The following is a 19,633-nucleotide window of genomic DNA, read 5'->3' as shown; positions in this document are numbered from 1 at the left end:
GACCCGCCCGACCCGAACGCACTGAAGGCGTCCTTCGTGACGCTGGGCGTTAGGAAGGCGTCCTTCAGTGCACGGGGTCAGGTCGCTTTGCGTAGCTCGCGGGCGATGACCATGCGCTGGATCTGGTTCGTGCCCTCGAAGATCTGCGGGACCTTCGCCTCCCGCATGTAGCGCTCCACCGGGAAGTCCCGCGTGTAGCCCGCCCCGCCGAGGACCTGGACCGCGTCGGTGGTCACCTTCATGGCCGCGTCCGTCGCCATCAGCTTCGCGATCGACGCCTGGCGGGTGAAGGGCAGCCCCCGGTCGCGTCGCCGTGCCGCGTCCAGGTACATGGCCCTGGCCGTCTCGACCGCGGCGGCCATGTCGGCCAGCAGGAACTCCATGCCCTGGAACTCGATGACCGGACGGCCGAACTGGGACCGGCCCCGCGCGTACGTCACGGCCTCGTCCAGCGCGGCCTGCGCGAGGCCCACCGAGCACGCGGCGATGCCGAGGCGGCCGGAGCTGAGCGCCGACAGCGCGATCCGCAGGCCCTCACCCTCGGCGCCGAGCAGGCGGTCGGCGGGCACGGCCGCGTCCTCGAAGAGCATCTGGGTGGTCGTCGAGCCGGTCATGCCCATCTTGCGCTCCGGGGCGGCGGCGGACAGGCCGGGTGTCGCGGCGTCGACCAGCAGGCAGGAGATGCCGTGACCACCATCGGGTGACGTGCGCACCATCGTGGTGTAGAAGTCGGCCTCCCCGCCATGGGTTATCCACGCCTTCACACCGTTGACCACATACTTGTCACCCGTGAGTACCGCGCGACACGTCAGCGCCGCCGCGTCGGACCCGGCCTGGGGCTCCGACAGGGCGTACGCGCCGAGCAGCTCACCGCCCAGCATGTCGGGGAGCCACCGCTCGCGCTGGGCGGGCGTCCCGTGCGTGGCGAGGGCGAAACAGGACATCACGTGCACCGACAGCCCGACGCCGATCGTCATCCACGCGGTCGCCAGCTCCTCGAGGACCTGCAGGTACACCTCGTACGGCAGCGCGCCGCCGCCCCACTCCTCCGGGTACGGCAGTCCGAGCAGGCCGCTGCGGCCGAGCAGCCTGAACTGCTCCCTCGGGAAGCGGTGCTCCTCCTCGTACCCCGACGCGAGTGGCGCGAGCTCGTCCCTGGCGATCTCCCTCGCCAGCTTGACGAGGTCCTCGGCCTCGACGCTCGGCAGCAAACGTTCAGCCGGCATGCCGTTCCTTCCGCAAGACCTTTTGAGTCCAACGCCAAATAGTATGACTTCCTACTGTTGGGTAGGTGAGGAAAAGCCATGATCCTTGTCGGCGGCGAGGCCCTCGTCGATCTCGTGCCAGGACCTGGGACTCGGCCTGGTGAGCTCGGCCCGCTCCGGCCGCTGCCCGGCGGCGGCCCCTACAACGTCGCGATCACCGTCGGCAGGCTCGGGACGCCCGTCCGGTTCCTCTCGCGACTGTCGACGGATGCCTTCGGGGACTCGCTCCTCGCGCGCCTGACGCTGTCCGGAGTGGACGTGTCGCTGGTCCAACGAGGACCGGAGCCGACGACGCTCGCCATCGCGGGCATCGGACCGGACGGCTCGGCGCGCTACTCGTTCTACGTCCAGGGCACGGCCGACCGTGAGGTAGATCACCCCGGCGTCCTGCCCCCGGACGTGGCGATCCTGTCCCTCGGCACCCTCTCGCTCGTCCTCGAACCGGGGGCCTCGCGGTACGAGCGGCTGCTGCGCGAGCACACCGGGCTGACCGTCGTCGACCCCAACATCCGCCCGGTGCTGATCGGGGATCCCGACGCCTACCGGCGGCGGTTCACCTCCTGGCTGCCCGACATCGGCCTGCTCAAGCTGTCCGTCGAGGACGCGGCCTGGCTCGCAGACGGCGACCCGGACCAGGCCGTGCGGAGCTGGCTCGCCCACGGCCCGGTCGCGGTCGTGCTGACCAGGGGTGCGGACGGGATCACGGTGCGCACGGCGGCCGGTGCCGAGGTGACGGTGCCCACGCCGGCCGCCGCCGTGGTGGACACCATCGGCGCGGGCGACACCGTGCACGGAGCGTTGCTGTCGTGGCTGCACAATGCGGGTATCGGCACGCCGGACGCCTTACACGCGGTGGGTGCCGACGAGTGGCGAAAAGCACTCCATTTCGCCGCGCGCGCCGCCGCGGTCACGGTTTCCAGGGCGGGAGCGGAGCCGCCGTACGCTGCTGAGCTGGACGTTCAGCCGTAAAGTGCGGTGGCCCACACCCTTTGCCCTTACCGCCCAAGCGCCGGGCGCACTAGCGTTAAGAACACAAGACGATTTTGTTGAGAGGGAAAACGCATGCCTGACGGGCAGAACACAGAAGGGGCGGCGGGATCCGTCGCCCTGCGCTATCCGGGCGGCGACTTCGACATGACCGTCGCGCGCGCCGCGGAGGGCTCCGACGGGATCAACGTCAGCAAGCTGCTGTCGACCACCGGGCTCGTCACACTCGACCCCGGGTTCGTCAACACCGCCTCGTGCTCGTCGGCCATCTGCTACATCGACGGGGACAACGGCATCCTGCGCTACCGCGGTTACCCGATCGAGCAGCTGGCGGAGAAGTCCACCTTCATCGAGGTCAGCTACCTGTTGATCTACGGAGAGCTGCCGGACCAGGCCCAGCTCGACGACTTCACGTCCAAGATCAACCGGCACACGCTGCTGCACGAGGACCTCAAGCGCTTCTTCGACGGCTTCCCCCGTGACGCGCACCCGATGCCGGTGCTGTCGTCCGCGGTGTCCGCGCTGTCCACCTTCTACCAGGACAGCCTGTGGCCGTTCGACGAGGACCACGTGGAGATCTCCACGATAAGGCTCCTCGCGAAGCTACCGACCATCGCCGCGTACGCGTACAAGAAGTCGGTCGGACAGCCGTTCCTGTACCCGGACAACTCGCTCGGGCTGGTCGAGAACTTCCTGCGCATGACCTTCGGCTTCCCGGCGGAGCCCTACGAGGTCGACCCGGACCTGGCGCGGGCGCTCGACCTGCTGTTCATCCTGCACGCCGACCACGAGCAGAACTGCTCGACGTCGACGGTCCGGCTCGTCGGCTCGTCGGAGGCCAACCTGTTCGCGAGCATCTCGGCGGGCATCAACGCGTTGTTCGGCCCCCTGCACGGCGGCGCGAACAGCGCGGTGCTGGAGATGCTCGAGCGGATCCGCGACGACGGCGGTGACGTCGACGCCTTCGTGAAGCGGGTCAAGAACAAGGAGCCGGGCGTCAAGCTGATGGGCTTCGGCCACCGGGTCTACAAGAACTACGACCCCCGCGCCGCGATCATCAAGAAGACGGCCGACGACATCCTGAACCGCCTCGGCGGCGACGACAGCCTGCTCGACCTCGCGAAACAGCTGGAGGAGCACGCGCTGGCCGACGACTACTTCGTCGAGCGCAAGCTGTACCCGAACGTCGACTTCTACACCGGGCTGATCTACCGCGCGATGGGCTTCCCGACGAAGTTCTTCACCGTCCTGTTCGCACTCGGCCGCCTGCCGGGCTGGATCGCCCACTGGCGCGAGATGATGAACGACCCGGCCACGAAGATCGGCCGCCCGCGCCAGGTCTACACCGGCCACACCGAGCGCGACTACGTGGCGCTCGGCGACCGCTGACGACGCTGTCGCGGCCGGGCTCGCTCCTGCGGGCCCGGCCGCTTCTCGTTGTGCGTGGCGATCACCGCGCCCAGCTGACGTAGTCCACGTCGAGCTGGACCGCCCCGGCCGACGGCACGGCCCGCAGGGTGAGCACGCTGTAGTTGCCCTGGTCGGTCCGCACACAGATCCGGTCGCCGACCCGCATCTCGTACAGACCGGTCAGCGGCGTGACCCAGGAGCCGTCCGGCACGGAGTCACACAGCGTCGGGCCTGTCGGCTCCGCTGTGGACACCCGCGCCATCTTCGGCCTCCCGTGGGTCATCCCGTTGATCTGCTGCCCACTCGAGCTGGGGCTGATGTCCATGCCCGCCTCGTTCTGGTCACCCTGGCGGCCCGTGTCGAGATCGTGGCCGTCGACCGGGTCGAGCACCACGTGTCCCTGCGCGAGAACCCCCGGTGGGGGCGGTGTGACCGTCGGCGCGTCGGGCTGGGTGACCACCGAGGAGGCGGCCGACGACGGCGGCTGGGTGAGGATCGACGGCGAGTCCGGCTCCGGCCGGCCGGTGGCCGAGGGAGGCACGTGCTCGACGGCCGGGCTGGCGCCCGCTTCGTCGGCGCCCGTGAACCAGCTGTACTCCATGCCCAGGCCGACCAGGGCGGCGATCACGCTGGGGACGACCGGCAGCAGGATGATGGCGAGCACGGGATGGCGCGAGACCCAGCTCTTGTCCTCGGCAGGGGATCGACGAGACCACTTCATCAGCCCAGTCTGGCGAGCGGTCCGTCGCCGTCCGGGGTTTTGCCGGACGGATACGCGGTCGGGTGTATTGGTTTCACCCGTTCGTGGGTCAGGGTCGTTCGCGTAGTGCCTGGCGTAGCGTGGTGCGGGAGTCCTTGCGCAGCAACGAGTTCCGGTAGACCCGGTCGCCGAGGCGGCCCAGCAGCACGATCGTCGCGGCCGTGAGTGCCAGGGCCAGCGCCACCTGCCAGAACGGGGCCGCCGCCAGGGCGAGGCGTCCGGGCATCAGGATCGGGGACAGCAGCGGGACGAGGGAGAGCACCGTGGTCGTCACGCCGGTCGGGTCGCGGGACAGCACGGCGAACCCCAGTACGAACGCCACCACCAGGACCGCGGCCGCGGGCATCAGGACCGACAGCACGTCCTCCTGGCGCGACACCAGCGCGCCGACCGCCGCGAACACCGTGGCGTACAACAGGAAGCCGAGCGAGTACCACACCAGGCCCCACGTGAGTGCCGCCAACGCGGCAACGAAGGACGGCAGGACCGACGCCAGCCAGCCGACCAGCAGGCCGACGACGCCGACGATCGCCAGCTGCGCCAGGCCGACCAGACCGAGGCCGAGCACCTTTCCCGCCAGCAGCGTGCGCGGACGCACCGCCGCGAGCAGGAACTCCACCACCCGGCTCGACTTCTCCTCGACGACCCCCTGCGCCACCAGCGCCCCGTAGAACAGCAACGCCAGGTACAGCAACGCCACCACGACCAGGGCCATCGCCAGGCGCGACGGGTCCATGGTCGCCGGAGCGGACAGCGTACGCACCGTGACATGGGCCTCCGACACCGACGTCAGGACGCCGTCCACGTCGAGGCCGGTCGGGTCCTCCAGCGCCGCCAGCTGTCCGCGCAGCACCTGCTGGCGTACCAGTCCATTCAGGACACCGCGCAGCTCGTCGTCGAGGCCGGTGTTCACCAACGCGGTCAGGGCAGCTGGCGCGCCGCTCACCAACGCGTCCAGCGAGCCGTTCGCCACCCTGGTGCGGCCGTCCGCCAGGTCGGTCACCACCACCGTGCGTACCGTGCGACCGACGAGCCGCGCCTCGTCGGCCAGCTGGTCCGCGACCGAGATCGCCTGGCCGTTCAGGCCGATCACGCTCGGCTCGTCACGTTCGAAGACCGAGCTGCGCATCAGCACGAAACCCGCCAGCACCAGTGCCGAGACGATGGTGCAGACCACGAAGGTCCTGGTGCGCAACCGGCTGTTCACCTCACGCCGTGCCACCAGCCACAGCACGCCCCTCACACCGCCACCTCGTCCACGCGGGCTCCGCTCACGGGGCGCCCACCACGTCGCGGAACAGCTCGGCGAGACCGGTGCGCACCACCGTGAACGACCGCACGGGTCCGGCGGCCATGGCCGCCGCCAGTACCGCCTGGTCGTCGGCGCCGTCGGTCAGCGCGAGGCGAAAGTGTCCATTGTGGACGGACAGGATCGAGACGCCGGGCAGGCCGTCGGCCCAGTCCGGCGGGGCCGACGGTGCGGACACCTCCAGCTCCACCCGCGCCGCCGCGCGCAGCTCCGACACCGCCCCTTCAGTCACCACACGTCCATTGTGGAGGAGGGTGGCCCGGTCGCAAAGCCCCTCGACCACCGACGGCTCGTCGGTGGCCAGCAGGACGGCGGCCCCGGCCGTCGCGAACTCGCGCACCACGGTCACCACCGCCTCGGCCGTCTCCGGGTCGAGGCCGTCGAACGGCTCGTCGAGCACCAGCACGTCCGGCGCACCGACGAACGCGGCGGCCAGCCACAGACGTCGCTGGTCCTCGGCGGGGAGCTGCCGAACACGGTCGAAACGCACCGCACGCAGGCCGAAGCGGGCGGCCCACAGCTCCGCCGAGCGCAGTGCCGAGCTCGCGTCGAGGCCGTGCAGCGCCGCCAGGTACTCCAGCTGGTCGAGCACCTTCATCCTCGGGTACAGGCCGCGTGAGGCCGGCAGGTAGCCGAGGCGCTCGCCCGACCGCCGCACCGCGCCGTCGTCCGGCGTGAGCACGCCCGCCGCGATGCGCGCGACGGTGGTCTTCCCGCCGCCCGCGACGGCGTGGACCTCGCCGTACCGGACCGTGAGGCTGACGTCCGCGCAGGCCACCACGTCGCCGAACCGCTTGGCGACCCGGTCGAGCTCCAGCACCGCCGTGTCCTCCCTAGCCTGGTGTTCCACCCCAGTATCCAGGCCGGTGGGTTATGGAAGATTCCGGTGGTTACCTTTGAAAATTATTCCGCAAACTACATCCTTCGCCCGTGTCGGACCGCGTAGGTTCTGGCAGGGGTGCAGATGATCCACGAAGGACCATTGGAGTAACCAGGCATGGACCCGGAGAAGTGGTTCGCGCAGTACGACGAGAAGCTGAAGGCGGCCGCTGCCAGCGCGAACAAGGCTGAACAGGCGTTGCGCGAGGTCGGTGGGTCGGCCACGTCGCAGGACGGCGAGGTCTCCGTCCACGTGACCGCCAACGGGGGGTTGTCCGATCTCGTGCTGCGCCCCGGCGTCCGTGACCTCGAGCCGGAGCACCTCGCGCGCCTGATCCTCGAGACGAGCCGCAAGGCGCAGCGTGACGCCGGCCAACAGGTCGTGGACGTGATGACGAAGTTTGTCGGCGAGGGCGCGGCCCTCGACGCGGTGAAGGAACACCTGCCGCAGGGCTTCACGGGCGACGGCCGGGACAACCCGATGGACCTCGTGGCCAGGCGCGACAAGAGGTCCGACGAGGAGTACTTCGACAGCCCACCAGAGGTCATCAAATAGTTCTCAGGAGAGTGGCGGATCCCATGGGTGATGATTTCAACGTCAACGTAGGCGAGGTGCGCTCACACGCGCAGACCGTCGGCTCCGTCGCCGCGGGCGTCCGCTCGGTCGCGGGCGGGGCGACGGACTCGGTGTCCGGGGGTGCGTTCGGCGAGATCGCGGAGTTCTTCGCGTCGGCCATCACCGGGGCGGCGGACACCGTGCGGCAGAGCATGAACGACGCGGGCGCGACCGTCGACCAGGTGGGGGCCGGCCTCACGCTGGTGGCGGACGGCTACCAGGCGACGGAGGAGCGGCACGTACAGGTCTTCACCGTGGCCGAAGGAGAGGTCAGGAAGTGAACGACACGATCGTCGCGTCCACGGGTGGCACCGGCACGACCGGGACGACGACCGCCCAGGCGCAGAACCTGTTGTCGCACATCAAGACCACGGCCGACGCCATGGAGAAGGGCGACGTCCTCGGCTCCGCCATGGGGGTGGCGAACGTCGCGATGGACGTCATCGGCATCGCGGGCGACCCGATGGGCGCGATCACCTCGGCAGGCGTCGGGTGGGTGCTCAACGCGGTGTCGTTCCTGCGTGAGCCCTTCGACATCCTCAAGGGCGACCCGAGCGCCATCACGGGTTCCGCGCAGTCGTGGCTGTCCGCGGCAGGCGGCCTGACCACCACCGCGCAGCAGTACCGCGAGGCGTCGACGTCCCAGACCGCCAACTGGACCGGCACCGCGGGCAACGGCTACCGCACGGCGAGCGGCAACCAGGCCAGTGGCCTCGAGGCGCTCGCGAAGGCGAGCCAGGCGGTGTCCTCCGCGATCACCAACGCGGGGAAGGCCGTCGCGCAGGCACGCAAGACGGTGATGGACCTCATCAGCGAAGCGGTGTCGAAGATCATCCAGATCTGCATCGAGGCGCTGTCGAAGTCGTGGCTGTCCTTCGGCGCCTCGGTTGCCATGGGGATCGCGCAGTCGGTGCAGAAGGCCGTGTCCACGGCACAGAAGACGGTGTCGGAGATCCAGAAGGTCGTCCAGACCCTGCAGCAGATCATCAAGACCGTGCAGCAGATCGTCCAGACCGTGCAGCAGGTCAAGCAGCTGCTGCAGCAGATCGGGGTGCTGGCGAGCGGCGACCAGCAGGTGAGCCCGCAGGCGCAGGCCGTCGGGTACGCGCCGGACACGTCCGGCTACTACAGCACGACCGCCGCGGGCGCGTCCGGCACGCACACCCCGGCGGCTATCGAGTCGGGTGCCGGGCTCGGCGCACTGCCTGCCATCCCGCGGGTCCAGACGGCGACCGACGCCACGCAGGTCGCGCAGCTCGCCCAGCAGCAGGTGCCGGTGTCGCAGAACGGGTGGCCGGTCAACCCGCCGCGCGGCGCCAGGACGATCCCGGGCACGGACGTGCGGGTGAACGTGGCCGACGGCCCAGCGGGTGACGTGCTCATGCACGTGCTCGGCCAGGTGAACTCCCGCGTCGAGGGCGTCGCGTTGAACGGTCCCGCGGGCGAGCACGACGACTGGGGCTACGCGGAGCGCAACGTCCGGGGCAGCCAGGCGATCTCCAACCACGCGAGCGCGACCGCGGTCGACATCAACGCGACCCGGCACGTGCTCGGCGCGCAGGGCACGTTCACCACCGACCAGACCGCGGAGATCCACCGCATCCTCGGCGAGGTCGACAACGTGGTGCGGTGGGGCGGCGACTACACCGGCCGCCGCGACGAGATGCACTTCGAGATCATCGGCAGCCAGGAGCAGGTCGCGGCCGTCGCCGCGCGACTTCGCGCGGAACGGGAAGCGCCGTAGCCGGACACCCGGTGGACAGGACCCCTTCGGCAGCCTGCCGGAGGGGTCCCGCTCATCGGGGGACCGGGTCGGCGAGGGCCTTGCGGACCAGCTCGGTCACGGGTGTCACCGCGGCGGCCAGCCTCGCGGGCACCAGGCCGATCCGCGTGCGGCGGTGCAGGACGTCCTCGGCGTTCAGCGCGCCCTCGTGGCGCACGGCCCACTGCACCTCGCCTGCCGTCACGTCGAAGCCGGGCGCCACCGGGGTGGGGTCAAGCGCCGCCACGCGCTGCGCCTCGGTGCCGTACTTGGCGATGAGGCGTTCTGGTGCGTCCACTGTGGACAGAATGGACCTCGGTGCCGCGCCGACCAGGGGGAGATGGCGGGTGCGGGACTCACCCGCCGTCAGACCGCCCGCCGCGACGGCCGCGTCGACGGCGTCCTGCGCCATGCGGCGGTAGGTGGTCAGCTTGCCGCCCACGACGGTCAGGACCCCGTCCGGCGAGGTCAGCACCGCGTGCTTGCGGGAGAGGTCCGCGCTGCGGCCGGGCGCGTCGAGCAGTGGCCGCAGGCCGGCGTAGGTGCCGAGCACGTCCCGCGAGGTCACGGGGCTGGCGAGCACCGAGGACGCCACCAGCAACAGGAAGTCCACATCGGACGCCGGTGCGACGGGTTCGTCCGGGATGTCGCCGTCGAACGGCTCGTCGGTCAGGCCCAGGTACACCAGGCCGTCGCGCTGGGGGAGCAGCAGCACGAACCGCGAGCGGGAGCCGGGCACCGGCACGGTCACCGCCGCGCTGCCGAGGCCGAGGTCGGGGCCGGACAGCACGAGATGCGTGCCGAGCGAGGGTCGCAACCGGACGGACGGGACGAGTCGGCCCGCCCACACGCCCGCGGCGTTGACCACCGTCCTCGCGCGGAGCTCCACCAGCCGGTCGCCGTCGCGGATCTCCGCCGCGTCGCCGGTCAGGCTCACCACCGGGGTGCGGGTGAGGATCTTCGCGCCGAGGCCTGCCGCCGTGCGGGCGAGCGCCACCACCAGGCGCGCGTCGTCCACGAGCTGGCCGTCGAATGACAGCAAGCTGCCACGCAGGTCCGTGGCACGCAGGCCCGGCGCGAGCGCGAGGGTTTCTGGCGCGGACACGCGGCGCGGCGGCGGCAGGAGCGCGGAGGGCGTCCGGGCGGCGCGGCGCAGGACATCCCCCGCACGCAGGCCCGCCGCGATGAACGCGGCCGAGCTGCGGGAGATCTGGCTGTGCAGGGGGATCAGCTGTGGCAGCGGGCGGGTCAGGTGCGGCGCGGTCGAGGTCATCAGGATGCCGCGCTCCACGGCACTCTCGTGCGCGAGCCCCACGTCTCCCTTCGCCAGGTAGCGAAGCCCGCCGTGCACGAGCTTGCTCGACCAGCGCGACGTGCCGTGCGCCAGGTCGTGTGCCTCCAGCAGCGCCACCGACAGCCCGCGCGAGGCCGCGTCGAGCGCGATGCCCGCACCCGTCACGCCGCCGCCGACGACGAGCACGTCGACCACCTCGCCACCCGCGAGTGCCGCCAGCTCGGCGGCGCGCCTGCCCGCGTTGAGGGAGGTCGTCACGGACGTAAGGCGACGTCGAGCAGTCGCCCGAGCTCGGTCAGCAGGTCCTCCAGCTCGATGTCCGAAGTGGACGGTCGGATCGCGAACACGTACGGCTGCAGCAGCATGAAGATGGTGCGTGCCTGGACCTTCAGCGTCCCGGCCCGGATCGAGCCGTCGCCCTGGCCCGCGGCCAGCTGCGCGTGCAGGTACTCCTCGGCCATCCGCTGGCTCGTGCCGATGCGCTCGAAGATGTAGGGCACCAGCATCTCCGCGTCCCGCTCGATGATCGCGTGCATGAACGGGTTCGCGGCCAGCGCACGCAACGTGTGCACGGACGCGACGACGAGCTGCCCGCGTGCGGTGGTCTCGCTGCGTGCGGCCTCCGTCGCGGCGCCGAGGATCCTGCCGAACTCGCGGGTGATCAACGCGGACAACATGCCGCGCACGTCGGGAAACCTGCGGTACAGCGTCATCCGGCTCACACCGGCAGTGCGGGCGACGTCGCTCAACGTCGTCCTGCGTACGCCGACTGCGAGCACACACGTCAACGCCGCGTCGAGCAGAACGTCATCAGCGACACGGTTGGGTGACGGTGTGTGACGGATGGTGGCCATGTGTCACACTATACTCGTGAGTAAGAACTATGACTACCTCGACCGATCGGTTCGTCGCGCGTGGACGCCTACGGGTGGTAGTGACGCCATACTGCCTTCTCACGCCACTCGGTGGCTAGCGGATCGCACCGGTCTGCCCGTACGCACAACCCCGGCTGTCCCCGATTCCGCTTTGACGGTCCCGGAATCCGGGCTGCCCGAGGACGCGTTCGATGCACTGTGCACAGTGCTCGGGCAGGCGCACGTGCATACGGGCCGTGACGACCGGCTGGGCCGTGCCGGTGGTCTGTCCTATCTGGATCTGCTGCGCCACCGCGGGTTCGGCGAGCCGGCCGTGCCCGATGCCGTGGTGGCGCCCGGCGACCCGGACGAGGTGCTCCGGGTCGTGGAGGTCTGCGCGGCCCACGATGTCGGCATCGTGCCGTTCGGCGGCGGGACCTCGGTCGTCGGCGGTGTGGCCGCGCTGCGCGGTGACAAGGCCGCGGTCGTGGTGGTCGACCTGTACCGGTTGGACCGCCTGGTCTCCGTGGACCCCGTCTCGCGGCTGGCGGTCTTCCAGGCCGGCGTGACGGGACCGGAGGCCGAGCGCCTGCTCGCCGCGCACGGGCTGACTCTCGGTCACGTCCCGCAGTCGTTCGAGCGGGCGACGATCGGCGGTTTCGCCGCCACCCGTTCGTCCGGTCAGGCCTCCGCCGGCTACGGCAGGTTCGAGGACATGGTCGAGGGTGTGCGCATCGCCACACCGCGCGGAGACTGGCGGCTCGGCGCCGCACCCGCGTCCGCGGCGGGACCGGACCTGCGGCAGCTCGTGGTGGGCAGCGAGGGTGCGTTCGGCGTCGTCACCGAGGTGACCGTGCGGGTGCGGGAGCTGCCGACCATCCGCCGCTACGAGGGGTTCGTGCTCGACGGCTGGGACGCGGGGGTGACCGCGGTGCGCACGCTCGCGCAGCGGCGCGTGCTCGCGGACGTCACGCGACTGTCCGACCCGTACGAGACCGACGTCGCGTTCGCCATGTCCGGCGGCTGGAAGACCGCGCTGGTGCGCAGGTACCTGCGGCTGCGCAAGGTGCACGAGCCGTGCCTGCTGGTGCTCGGGTGGGAGGCCACCTCGAAGGAGGAGCTCGCCGCGCGCAGGCACGCGACACTGCGTGCGCTGGCCGGGTCACGGCCCGTCTCGCTCGGCACCCCGGCCGGGGAGTCGTGGCGCCACGGCAGGTTCGCCGGCCCCCGGCAGCGGGACGCGTTGCTGGACAAGGGAGTCTGCGTCGAGACACTCGAGACCGCCGCCTACTGGGCCAGACTGGGCGAGCTGCGCACCGCGGTGCGGGACGCGCTCGTCGGGTCACTGTCCGCGCCGGGCCGGACCCCCGTCGTCGCGTGCCACATCTCCCACGCCTACGAGACCGGCGCCTCGCTGTACTTCACCGTGCTCGTGCCGCGCGACGCCGACGACCCGGAAACCCAGTGGCGGCGGGCGAAGGCGGCCGCGTGCGCGGCCATCGGTCCACTCGGGACGATCACCCACCACCACGCGGTCGGCGTCGACCACGCGCCCTACCTCGCCGCCGAGATCGGCACCCTCGGCGTCGACGTGCTCGCGTCGGTCAAGCGGACGCTGGACCCGGACGGGGTGTGCAACCCGGGAAAGCTGTTGGGCTAGGGGGTTTCGCCGGGGGCGCGGACCACGCCCCGCCACGCGATCACGAGCACGCCCGCGAAGAACATGGGCCACGAGAACAGGAGGCGGGTGGTGATGGCGCTCTCGCACGTGTTCACGTAGGTGGCGAGGACGTCCTCGTCCGGCCGGCCCAGGCCGTCGCCGAGCGGTCCGGTCTCGACGCCGCCGATCGTGTTGCCGCACGCGACGTACCCGGGGTTGGCCGGGTCGGCGTTCGCCACGTGGACCGGCAGGAGTGCGAGCAGCAGGCCGAGCAGGATGCCTGCCGCGGCGAGGACGGCCCAGAACTGCCGCGGCGTGAGCATGACCTTCGCCAGCGGGTCGGTCCTGGCCGTGGTGGGCGGTGTCTCGGTGTACTCCGGCACCGGGTGCCGCACCGTCGGCTCCTTCGCGAGGTCGGGCTCGGTGTTCATGGACCAAGCGTGCACCCGGGGACGGCGGTCTGACCAGAAGAACCGGAGAAAAGGGCTCAGCGCGCGAAGTACGCGCTCGTGTCGAGCCTGCCGTGGTCGCAGACCGAGCCGAACGTGTACTCGACCACGAGCGGCGCGGTCTGGTCCGGCGGCAGGACGTTGATCGAGGCCGCCTTCGGCTGGCACGGGCCCGCCGTCGGCTCGTCGCCGGTCGCGACCACGGTCCAGCGCACGATCTTGCCCGCCTCGTCGCCCGGCTCGAGCGTGACGAGCGCGGGCTGCGGGTCGAGGGACCGCCTGGCGTCCGTCGGGAGCGGCCGCTTCGCGACGTCCAGCAGTTCGAGGCCGCCGAAGCCCCACAGCGAGCACGTCTGCCCGCCGGTGTTCCGCAGGACCAGCGTCACGTACCTGTTGCCGGGCGCGGCATCCATCGACTCGACCGAGCCGGTCAGCGACTCGGCAGTGCAGGGGTTGTCCTGGTTCGGTGGCGAGGACTCGCTGCCGGTCTGGGACGGCGGGCTCGAGGTGGTCGTCGTGGTCGTACCGCTCCCCGTGGTGGTCGTCAGCCTCGGCAGTGTGGATTCGCTGGCCGCGCCCTGCCGTGCGCCACAGGCGCTCAGCACCGACAACGACAGAGCCGCGATCACACAGAGTCGGTAATGTCGGGCCACGCCCTCACCTCCGAGACGGATCCGCGCCTCCCCACGGGGCCGTCAGCTTACGCATCCCCTCGGTCGAGTTGACCCACACGTATGTCCAGCACCACATTCCGCCTGGTAGAGCCACTCTGACCCGTCGGTACTCGCTGCCCTCGTAGCCGTCCAGCTCGGCGAGCGCCCGAGCCGGTTCGCCCAGATGGACGACCCATCCCTCGACACCGGGCCCGTCGCCGAGCAGTAACCCCGGGTAGCCGAGCCCGGTGTCGTACAGAGTGCCCGGCATCCGAGCCTGCCTGCTGCCCGTCGCGTGGGGTTCGAGGCGCCACCAGTCCGACGCGGTCGGCTGCAGGGTCCCGTAGACGAACACGCGGCCGGGGAAGTCCTCCGGCAGCGGGACGTCCACCTCGCGGACCGTCAGGCCGTCCGTGTCCGCGGCGACGCCGGTGAGGGCCGCCGCGCCCGCCTGGGGCACGTCGGCGCAGCGCACGGGCCTGCCGTCGCACAGCAGCGGCATGCGACGTGGTGCGGCTGCGGTGTAGGCGAGGGGGCCGTCGACGAGCGTCCCGTCGGTCAGGCGGACCTCGCCGGTGTCGACGCGGCCGAGGCGGTACCGCTCGCCGCGGCCTTCGCAGACGTCGAGCACCTCGACCTGTTCCAGCGTGGCGAACCAGAGCGCGTGGTCCTCGGTGTTGCCAGGCAGGGCGGCGAGGGTGGCGGGGCGCTGGTCGTCGACCACCCGCAGCCCGCTGGCCCAGACGGCGGCGAGGTCGTGGCAGCGGGCCCGCATGAGCACGGCGGGACCTCGCAGGCCCAGCGCGGAACGCAGCCAGGTGATCTTCGAGGGGCAGATGTTCGAGCCGTAGCACAGGAGCGGGACGCGGTCGGCCATCGGCGCCGCGCCCCGGGCCGTCAGCCAGTCGTCGAGGTCGGTGTCGCCGACCCGCCCTGCCCTGACGTACCAGCCGCCCCCGTCGTCGTGCACGAACGAGCCCGGTGGGCGGCGCCCCGGGTAGGGCGCCGCCGGGTAGTCGTCGTCGGCGAAGTCGGGAGACGGCGGTCCGCTCACGCCTTCGACTGTCTCAGAGTTTCGGCAGCCGCTTCCACGGCGGCGCGATGACGTAGGCCACGCCGCCGGGACCGCCGGAGATGCCGCCCGTCGCGTTGACGCGCTTGGTCCGCAGCCAGATCGTCGCGAACTGGTCACGCTTGTAGACGTTGCGCACGGCGTCGTTGCTGCTGGAGGCGGGGTCGTTGGCGATGACGTCCCCGTTCTCGGTGAAGCCGACGACGACCATGATGTGGCCCGACGTGCCGTAGCCCGCGCCGTCCAGCTCGCTGGCCATGAACGACTGCGACGTGATCACCGGGATGCCCGCCCTGATGAACCGCTCGATGTCGGTCAGCGAGGACAGGCGGGTGATGTGCCCGTTCAGGCCGAGCGACGCGGCATAGGCCGTGTTGAACGGCCAGTTTCCGGTGCCGTCGTAGTCGTGGTCGTAGGTGTGGCGGGCGGCGTGCGGGACGGTCGGGTCGGCGATGGCCGGGTCGACCCACGACAGGTCGTGCCTGCTCGGCCGCCTGCCCCAGTACTCGACGACCATCTCCGTGGACGTCGGGCTGCACCACGCCTCACCGCCACCGCCGTACTGGGGGTACTGGCCCGCGTGGATGTTCTGCGAGTAGCGCGGCACGGGAAGCTCGATGCCCCACGCGCCCGCGGACGGGCCGGCGGGCGCGGTGTAACGGTCGGGGATGTTCGAGGTCATCGCGCCGACCATCGAGACCGAGGGAGTCACGCGGGTGTGCCGCTCGCGGTAGAGCGTGACCCGCAGCTGGTAGCTGCTGATCGGCTGCGTGGCGACGAAGGTGTCCACGTCGATGTAGCCGACGGCGTCCTCCTGGTCCGGCACCGTCGTGCGGACGATGTCCGTGTCCTTCAGCGCCCAGCGGCCCATCGTGTACCACTGCGACTTCGCGCCCGCCGCCGTCGTGCCCTGCATCTCGACGGTCAGCCACGTGTCGTCCGGGGTCGACGCGTTCCACGAGGCGACCAGCTGGGTGGCGTCGAAGCCCTGGCGGTAGGCGGGGGAGGTCCAGCGGCCGTACTCGTACGTGCGGGTGGTGCCCAGGTCGGGCTCGGTGTGCTCGACGGTACCGACCGGACGGCTGATGACCAGGCCGGACGGGGTCGGCAGCACGCCTTCCGACCGGCCCTTCCTGAAGTCCGTCTGCGACGTCCACTGGTGGAAGTCGACCGGGGCGTCGTCCGCGGCGGGCTCGGCGACCACCGGCGCGGCGGACAGGGACATCACCAGAGCCGCTCCGAGACCTGCGGCGACCAGGCGTAAGGGGTGTGCACGCATGCCAAGGATTTTCCTGCTCGTCCAAGGTCATGTAAACAGTTCGCGCGAGCCGGTGCCGGGTCGAGTTAGCGGCGGTCTTCTTCCTCCTCCAGTTCCCGGAGGAAGTCGGCCCAGAACTGCTCGACGGTCCGCTCGTAGCGGACGCCCAGCTCGATCGTCTTCACCTGCCAGCGGTCGGCGTAGTCGACGATCTCGGCCCGCTGCTCCTCGTAGGCGTCGGCTCGCGAGCGGTGCGACTCCCTGCGGTCCCTGGCCAGCTGCAACAGGTCCTTGCGGGAGCCGAAGTTGACGAAGAAGAGCTTCAGCAGACCGAGGTCGCGCACTTCCGTCTGCTCGTCGGTCGTCGTGGACAGCCACTCACGCAGCGCCTCGCGACCCGCCGGGAGGATCGAGTAGGTGCGGCGCCTGCGGCCTCCCGACTCGACCTCCTCGCTGACCAGCCCGTCCGCGACCAGCCGCGCGGGCTCGTCGTACAACTGCGAGTGGGCGAACGCCCAGAAGTTGCCGATCGTGTTCGCGATCCACTGCTTCAGGTCGTAGCTCGTGGCGGGGGAGAAACTGAGCATGCCGAGCACGACGTATGACGTCGCGGTCAGCTTCCGCGTCCGAGGCTCGGGCACATGCGCGACGATACCGATCTCCAACCGTCGGTGCCGACCATTTGGGCTAGACCACGGAGAGTATTACAGCACCGCCTGGCTCTGCGTAACCCTCCCCACCAGGCGTTCTTCGTCATCGAGAACATCGGATTCGACTACGATGATTCGCTTGCCAACGTGAAGCGGACGGGCGACGGAGATGGTATGACCACTTCTAATCGCACGCAGAAAGTTGGTTTTGGACTCGATCGTGGTAGTTCCGCCCGCCCCGGCGGGCAGGTTGAGGAACGCGCACAGCGCGCCGATGTTGTCCGCCAGCGCCATGATCACGCCGCCGTTCAGCGCCCCGCCCGCCGTGCAGAGCTCCTCCCGCCAGGCCAGCCTGCCGGTCACCCGGGCCGGGGTCGCGGCCAGGACCTCAATCCCGAGATGCCTCGCGAAAGGCACCAACGCGTGCAGTGAGGCCGTGGCCGCGGCGTCGGTCAAGCTCCGCCTCCGAATTCAGTGAATTCGTTTCATGAAAGGTGCGCGATGTCGAGCGAGCCGTCGGCGGCCGCCGCGCGCAGGCGTTTCTTGTCGAACTTGCCGACCGACGTCTTCGGCACCTCGTCGATGAACGCCCAGTTCTCCGGGAGCTGCCACTTCGCGACCTTGTCGGCCAGGAACTCCTTCAACTCGCCCGCCGACACCGACTCGCCGTCGCGCAGCACCACCGCGACGAGCGGGCGCTCCGACCACTTCTCGTCCGGCACGCCGATCACCGCGGCCTCCGCGACCGCCGGGTGGGCCATCACGGCGTTCTCCAGGTCCACCGACGAGATCCACTCGCCGCCGGACTTGATGATGTCCTTGGACCGGTCGGTCAGGCGAAGGAAGCCGTCCGGGGTGATCGCGCCGACGTCGCCGGTGCGCAGCCAGCCGTCCGGCGAGAACTTCTCCGAGCCCTCCTGACCGGGCTCGACGCGGTAGTAGGCCGCCGCGACCCACGGCCCGGCGCACTCCAGCTCGCCGACCGCCTCGTTGTCCCACGGCAGCTCGTTGCCCTCGTCGTCCATGATCCTGGCCCGCACGGACGCCGGGAACCGGCCCTGCAGGATCCGGTACTCCCAGGTCTCCTCCGGCGGCAGCCCGGCGGGCGGCCGGGACACCGAGCCGAGCGGCGAGGTCTCGGTCATGCCCCACGCGTGGATGATCGTCACGCCGAGCTTGTCGAACGCCGCCATCAGCGACGGCGGGCACGCGGAGCCGCCGACGACCGCGCGGTGCAGCGGCGCGAGGTCCTGGGGCTTCTGGTCGAGCAGCGCGAGCAGGCCCTGCCAGATCGTCGGTACCGCACCCGCCATCGTCGGCTTCTCGGCCGCGATCATGGCGGCCAGCGGCTCAGGCTGCAGGAACCGGTCCGGCATGACCAGCGACGCGCCCACCATCAGCGCGGCGTACGGCAGGCCCCACGACATGGCGTGGAACTGCGGCACGATCACAAGAGCCTTGTCCGCCTGCGACAACGCCATCGAGTCGGTCATGCAGACCTGCATCGAGTGCAGCCAGATCGACCGGTGCGTGTAGACGACGCCCTTCGGGTCGCCGGTGGTGCCGGACGTGTAGCACATCGCCGCGGCGGAGTTCTCGTCCACGACGGGCCAGTCGAACTCGTCCGGCTGGTCGGCCAGCAGGTCGGCGTAGGAGTGGACGGTCACGCCATCCGGTGCCTGCAGCGAGCCCGGGTCGCCGTTCACGACCACCACGTGCCGCACCGTGTCGAACGTCGGCAGGACCTTGGCGAGCAGCGGCACCAGAGTGCCGTCCACCAGCACCACGTGGTCCTCGGCGTGGTTCGCGACGTAGGTCAGCTGCTCGGGGAACAGCCGGATGTTGAGCGTGTGCAGCACCGCGCCCATGGCGGGCACCGCGAGGTAGGCCACCAGGTGCTCGGTGTTGTTCCACATGAACGTGCCGACCCGCTGGTCGGACGTCACGCCGAGGCCGCGCAGGGCGTGCGCGAGCCGCGCGGCCTCCGTCGCGACCTCGGCATACGTGCTCCGCCGCGTCCCGTCCCCGGTCCAGGTGACGACCTCGGCTCCCGAGTGGACCCGGCTGCCGTGGCGCAGCAGGTTGGCGATGGACAGTTGACCGTCCTGCATGGTGCCCAACATCGCTGTTCAAGCTCCCTGTACTTCGGGCCGGTGTGGGGTGGCTCTCTACTACTGAACAGTAGTGCCGAAAGCGCGGGTGTGAATACGGGTAACGCTGCGTGTCAGACCACCAGAAGGTGGGTTACCTGCGGTTTCGGCGCGAAGTCTTCGCGTGTCGCGCGTATGTTCCGAGTCGTTGATGTGTTTACTGGCAGCGGCGCCGCGGGGGAGCGGTCCAGGTTTTGCCTGGTCGTCGGCCTGCGCGGACGTGCCAGAAAGTCGAGTTAGGAAGGAACACCACGGTGGCTCTGCCCACGTTGACTCCAGAGCAGCGCGCTGAGGCGCTTGCCAAGGCTGCGGAGGCGCGTAAGGCCCGCTCCGAGCTCTTGGCGTCGATCAAGTCCGGCGAGCGGACCATCGCGTCGGTGCTCGGCAAGGCGAAGGAAGACAAGACCATCGGCAAGACCAAGGTCGCCGCGCTGCTCAAGGCAGTGCCGGGCCTTGGCGCCGTCAAGGTCGCCGCTCTGCTCGAGCAGACCGGCATCGACCCGGACCGGCGCGCCGCCGGTCTCGGTGACCGCCAGCGCGCGGCGCTCATCGACGCGCTGAACTGACGACACGCCTCTTCGGGGCCCGTGGGTCATGCACCCACG

The 19,633-nt window shown here is 70.5% G+C and carries 20 protein-coding genes; 7 read left to right on the top strand and 13 right to left on the bottom strand.

Going from position 1 to position 19,633, the window contains the following annotated elements; all coding sequences use genetic code 11:
• Nucleotides 1-77 precede the first annotated feature (77 nt).
• Entirely contained in the window at nucleotides 78-1,226 is a 1,149-nt protein-coding gene (locus CLV71_RS37110) for an acyl-CoA dehydrogenase family protein (protein ID WP_133907588.1), read from the bottom strand.
• Between the two features lie 78 nt (nucleotides 1,227-1,304).
• Here CLV71_RS37110 and CLV71_RS37105 point away from each other — a divergent pair, with 78 nt between their 5' ends.
• Nucleotides 1,305-2,234 carry a carbohydrate kinase family protein gene (locus CLV71_RS37105; RefSeq protein WP_133907587.1) on the top strand — a complete coding sequence of 310 codons (930 nt, stop codon included), beginning with the start codon at nucleotides 1,305-1,307 and terminating at the stop codon, nucleotides 2,232-2,234.
• Nucleotides 2,235-2,327: 93 nt separating this feature from the next.
• Nucleotides 2,328-3,641, top strand: coding sequence for a citrate synthase (locus CLV71_RS37100; protein WP_133907586.1), 1,314 nt, complete (start codon nucleotides 2,328-2,330; stop codon nucleotides 3,639-3,641).
• Nucleotides 3,642-3,702: 61 nt separating this feature from the next.
• Here the strand turns inward: CLV71_RS37100 and CLV71_RS37095 are convergent, their stop codons facing one another.
• The 3 genes from CLV71_RS37095 to CLV71_RS37085 all read right to left on the bottom strand — a co-directional run bounded on the left by CLV71_RS37095 (nucleotide 3,703) and on the right by CLV71_RS37085 (nucleotide 6,551).
• Complete coding sequence (locus CLV71_RS37095; RefSeq protein WP_133907585.1) at nucleotides 3,703-4,383, bottom strand: hypothetical protein; 681 nt, start codon at nucleotides 4,381-4,383, stop codon at nucleotides 3,703-3,705.
• Nucleotides 4,384-4,471: 88 nt separating this feature from the next.
• Nucleotides 4,472-5,665: an ABC transporter permease gene (locus tag CLV71_RS37090; protein WP_133907584.1), complete on the bottom strand. Its 1,194-nt coding sequence runs from the start codon at nucleotides 5,663-5,665 to the stop codon at nucleotides 4,472-4,474.
• Nucleotides 5,666-5,693: 28 nt separating this feature from the next.
• Complete coding sequence (locus CLV71_RS37085; protein WP_208297941.1) at nucleotides 5,694-6,551, bottom strand: ABC transporter ATP-binding protein; 858 nt, start codon at nucleotides 6,549-6,551, stop codon at nucleotides 5,694-5,696.
• A 177-nt stretch (nucleotides 6,552-6,728) separates the two neighbouring features.
• Between CLV71_RS37085 and CLV71_RS37080 the strand changes: the two genes are divergently transcribed.
• The 3 genes from CLV71_RS37080 to CLV71_RS37070 are packed head-to-tail and all read left to right on the top strand — an operon-like array spanning nucleotide 6,729 to nucleotide 8,970.
• Entirely contained in the window at nucleotides 6,729-7,166 is a 438-nt protein-coding gene (locus CLV71_RS37080; RefSeq protein WP_133907583.1) for a YbaB/EbfC family nucleoid-associated protein, read from the top strand.
• A 23-nt stretch (nucleotides 7,167-7,189) separates the two neighbouring features.
• Nucleotides 7,190-7,507, top strand: coding sequence for a type VII secretion target (locus tag CLV71_RS37075; protein ID WP_133907582.1), 318 nt, complete (start codon nucleotides 7,190-7,192; stop codon nucleotides 7,505-7,507).
• Nucleotides 7,504-8,970 carry a M15 family metallopeptidase gene (locus tag CLV71_RS37070; RefSeq protein WP_133907581.1) on the top strand — a complete coding sequence of 489 codons (1,467 nt, stop codon included), beginning with the start codon at nucleotides 7,504-7,506 and terminating at the stop codon, nucleotides 8,968-8,970. Before CLV71_RS37075 ends, CLV71_RS37070 begins: the two co-directional genes overlap by 4 nt.
• 52 nt (nucleotides 8,971-9,022) lie before the next feature.
• Here CLV71_RS37070 and CLV71_RS37065 read toward each other — a convergent pair whose 3' ends face one another.
• Nucleotides 9,023-10,540: a glycerol-3-phosphate dehydrogenase/oxidase gene (locus CLV71_RS37065; protein ID WP_133907580.1), complete on the bottom strand. Its 1,518-nt coding sequence runs from the start codon at nucleotides 10,538-10,540 to the stop codon at nucleotides 9,023-9,025.
• A complete protein-coding gene (locus tag CLV71_RS37060) occupies nucleotides 10,537-11,136 on the bottom strand; it encodes a TetR/AcrR family transcriptional regulator (RefSeq protein WP_133907579.1) in 600 nt (199 codons plus the stop codon). Before CLV71_RS37060 ends, CLV71_RS37065 begins: the two co-directional genes overlap by 4 nt.
• Between CLV71_RS37060 and CLV71_RS37055 the strand changes: the two genes are divergently transcribed.
• The gene (locus CLV71_RS37055) at nucleotides 11,135-12,796 is read left to right on the top strand and encodes an FAD-binding oxidoreductase (protein WP_133907578.1); all 1,662 of its coding nucleotides are present in this window, start codon (nucleotides 11,135-11,137) and stop codon (nucleotides 12,794-12,796) included. The two genes, CLV71_RS37060 and CLV71_RS37055, sit on opposite strands and share 2 nt — an antisense overlap.
• On the opposite strand, the gene CLV71_RS37050 is transcribed toward CLV71_RS37055, so the two are convergent.
• The 7 genes from CLV71_RS37050 to CLV71_RS37020 all read right to left on the bottom strand — a co-directional run bounded on the left by CLV71_RS37050 (nucleotide 12,793) and on the right by CLV71_RS37020 (nucleotide 19,001).
• On the bottom strand, nucleotides 12,793-13,227 hold the full coding sequence (locus CLV71_RS37050; RefSeq protein WP_133907577.1) for a hypothetical protein: 435 nt from the start codon (nucleotides 13,225-13,227) through the stop codon (nucleotides 12,793-12,795). The two genes, CLV71_RS37055 and CLV71_RS37050, sit on opposite strands and share 4 nt — an antisense overlap.
• 56 nt (nucleotides 13,228-13,283) lie before the next feature.
• Nucleotides 13,284-13,898, bottom strand: a complete 615-nt coding sequence (locus tag CLV71_RS37045) for a DUF4232 domain-containing protein (protein ID WP_133907576.1) — start codon at nucleotides 13,896-13,898, stop codon at nucleotides 13,284-13,286.
• Between the two features lie 4 nt (nucleotides 13,899-13,902).
• Complete coding sequence (locus CLV71_RS50515) at nucleotides 13,903-14,952, bottom strand: gamma-glutamylcyclotransferase family protein (protein WP_133907575.1); 1,050 nt, start codon at nucleotides 14,950-14,952, stop codon at nucleotides 13,903-13,905.
• Between the two features lie 13 nt (nucleotides 14,953-14,965).
• Nucleotides 14,966-16,249, bottom strand: a complete 1,284-nt coding sequence (locus tag CLV71_RS37035) for a C39 family peptidase (RefSeq protein ID WP_133907574.1) — start codon at nucleotides 16,247-16,249, stop codon at nucleotides 14,966-14,968.
• A gap of 65 nt (nucleotides 16,250-16,314) precedes the next feature.
• A complete protein-coding gene (locus CLV71_RS37030; protein ID WP_133907573.1) occupies nucleotides 16,315-16,869 on the bottom strand; it encodes a PadR family transcriptional regulator in 555 nt (184 codons plus the stop codon).
• A 63-nt stretch (nucleotides 16,870-16,932) separates the two neighbouring features.
• Nucleotides 16,933-17,334 carry a PaaI family thioesterase gene (locus CLV71_RS37025; protein ID WP_133907572.1) on the bottom strand — a complete coding sequence of 134 codons (402 nt, stop codon included), beginning with the start codon at nucleotides 17,332-17,334 and terminating at the stop codon, nucleotides 16,933-16,935.
• A 29-nt stretch (nucleotides 17,335-17,363) separates the two neighbouring features.
• Nucleotides 17,364-19,001, bottom strand: coding sequence for a long-chain fatty acid--CoA ligase (locus CLV71_RS37020; RefSeq protein ID WP_133907571.1), 1,638 nt, complete (start codon nucleotides 18,999-19,001; stop codon nucleotides 17,364-17,366).
• Between the two features lie 281 nt (nucleotides 19,002-19,282).
• Here CLV71_RS37020 and mihF point away from each other — a divergent pair, with 281 nt between their 5' ends.
• Complete coding sequence (gene mihF, locus CLV71_RS37015) at nucleotides 19,283-19,594, top strand: integration host factor, actinobacterial type (protein ID WP_133907570.1); 312 nt, start codon at nucleotides 19,283-19,285, stop codon at nucleotides 19,592-19,594.
• Nucleotides 19,595-19,633: the final 39 nt, after the last annotated feature.

It is taken from the genome of Actinophytocola oryzae (genome assembly GCF_004364325.1).
Lineage (GTDB): Bacteria > Actinomycetota > Actinomycetes > Mycobacteriales > Pseudonocardiaceae > Actinophytocola > Actinophytocola oryzae.
The sequence above is the reverse complement of the archived record's forward strand: the minus strand, read 5'-3'. Positions and strand labels throughout refer to the sequence as shown.

Bases quoted from the DNA above. Each gene is read 5' to 3' on its own strand.
- CLV71_RS37075 (WP_133907582.1), top strand. From the start codon at position 7,190: ATGGGTGATGATTTCAACGTCAACGTAGGCGAGGTGCGCTCACACGCG.
- CLV71_RS37055 (WP_133907578.1), top strand. From the start codon at position 11,135: ATGTGTCACACTATACTCGTGAGTAAGAACTATGACTACCTCGACCGA.
- CLV71_RS37020 (WP_133907571.1), bottom strand. From the start codon at position 19,001: ATGTTGGGCACCATGCAGGACGGTCAACTGTCCATCGCCAACCTGCTG.
- CLV71_RS37100 (WP_133907586.1), top strand. From the start codon at position 2,328: ATGCCTGACGGGCAGAACACAGAAGGGGCGGCGGGATCCGTCGCCCTG.
- CLV71_RS37110 (WP_133907588.1), bottom strand. From the start codon at position 1,226: ATGCCGGCTGAACGTTTGCTGCCGAGCGTCGAGGCCGAGGACCTCGTC.
- CLV71_RS37105 (WP_133907587.1), top strand. From the start codon at position 1,305: ATGATCCTTGTCGGCGGCGAGGCCCTCGTCGATCTCGTGCCAGGACCT.
- CLV71_RS37060 (WP_133907579.1), bottom strand. From the start codon at position 11,136: ATGGCCACCATCCGTCACACACCGTCACCCAACCGTGTCGCTGATGAC.
- CLV71_RS37035 (WP_133907574.1), bottom strand. From the start codon at position 16,249: ATGCGTGCACACCCCTTACGCCTGGTCGCCGCAGGTCTCGGAGCGGCT.
- CLV71_RS37050 (WP_133907577.1), bottom strand. From the start codon at position 13,227: ATGAACACCGAGCCCGACCTCGCGAAGGAGCCGACGGTGCGGCACCCG.
- CLV71_RS37095 (WP_133907585.1), bottom strand. From the start codon at position 4,383: ATGAAGTGGTCTCGTCGATCCCCTGCCGAGGACAAGAGCTGGGTCTCG.
- CLV71_RS37080 (WP_133907583.1), top strand. From the start codon at position 6,729: ATGGACCCGGAGAAGTGGTTCGCGCAGTACGACGAGAAGCTGAAGGCG.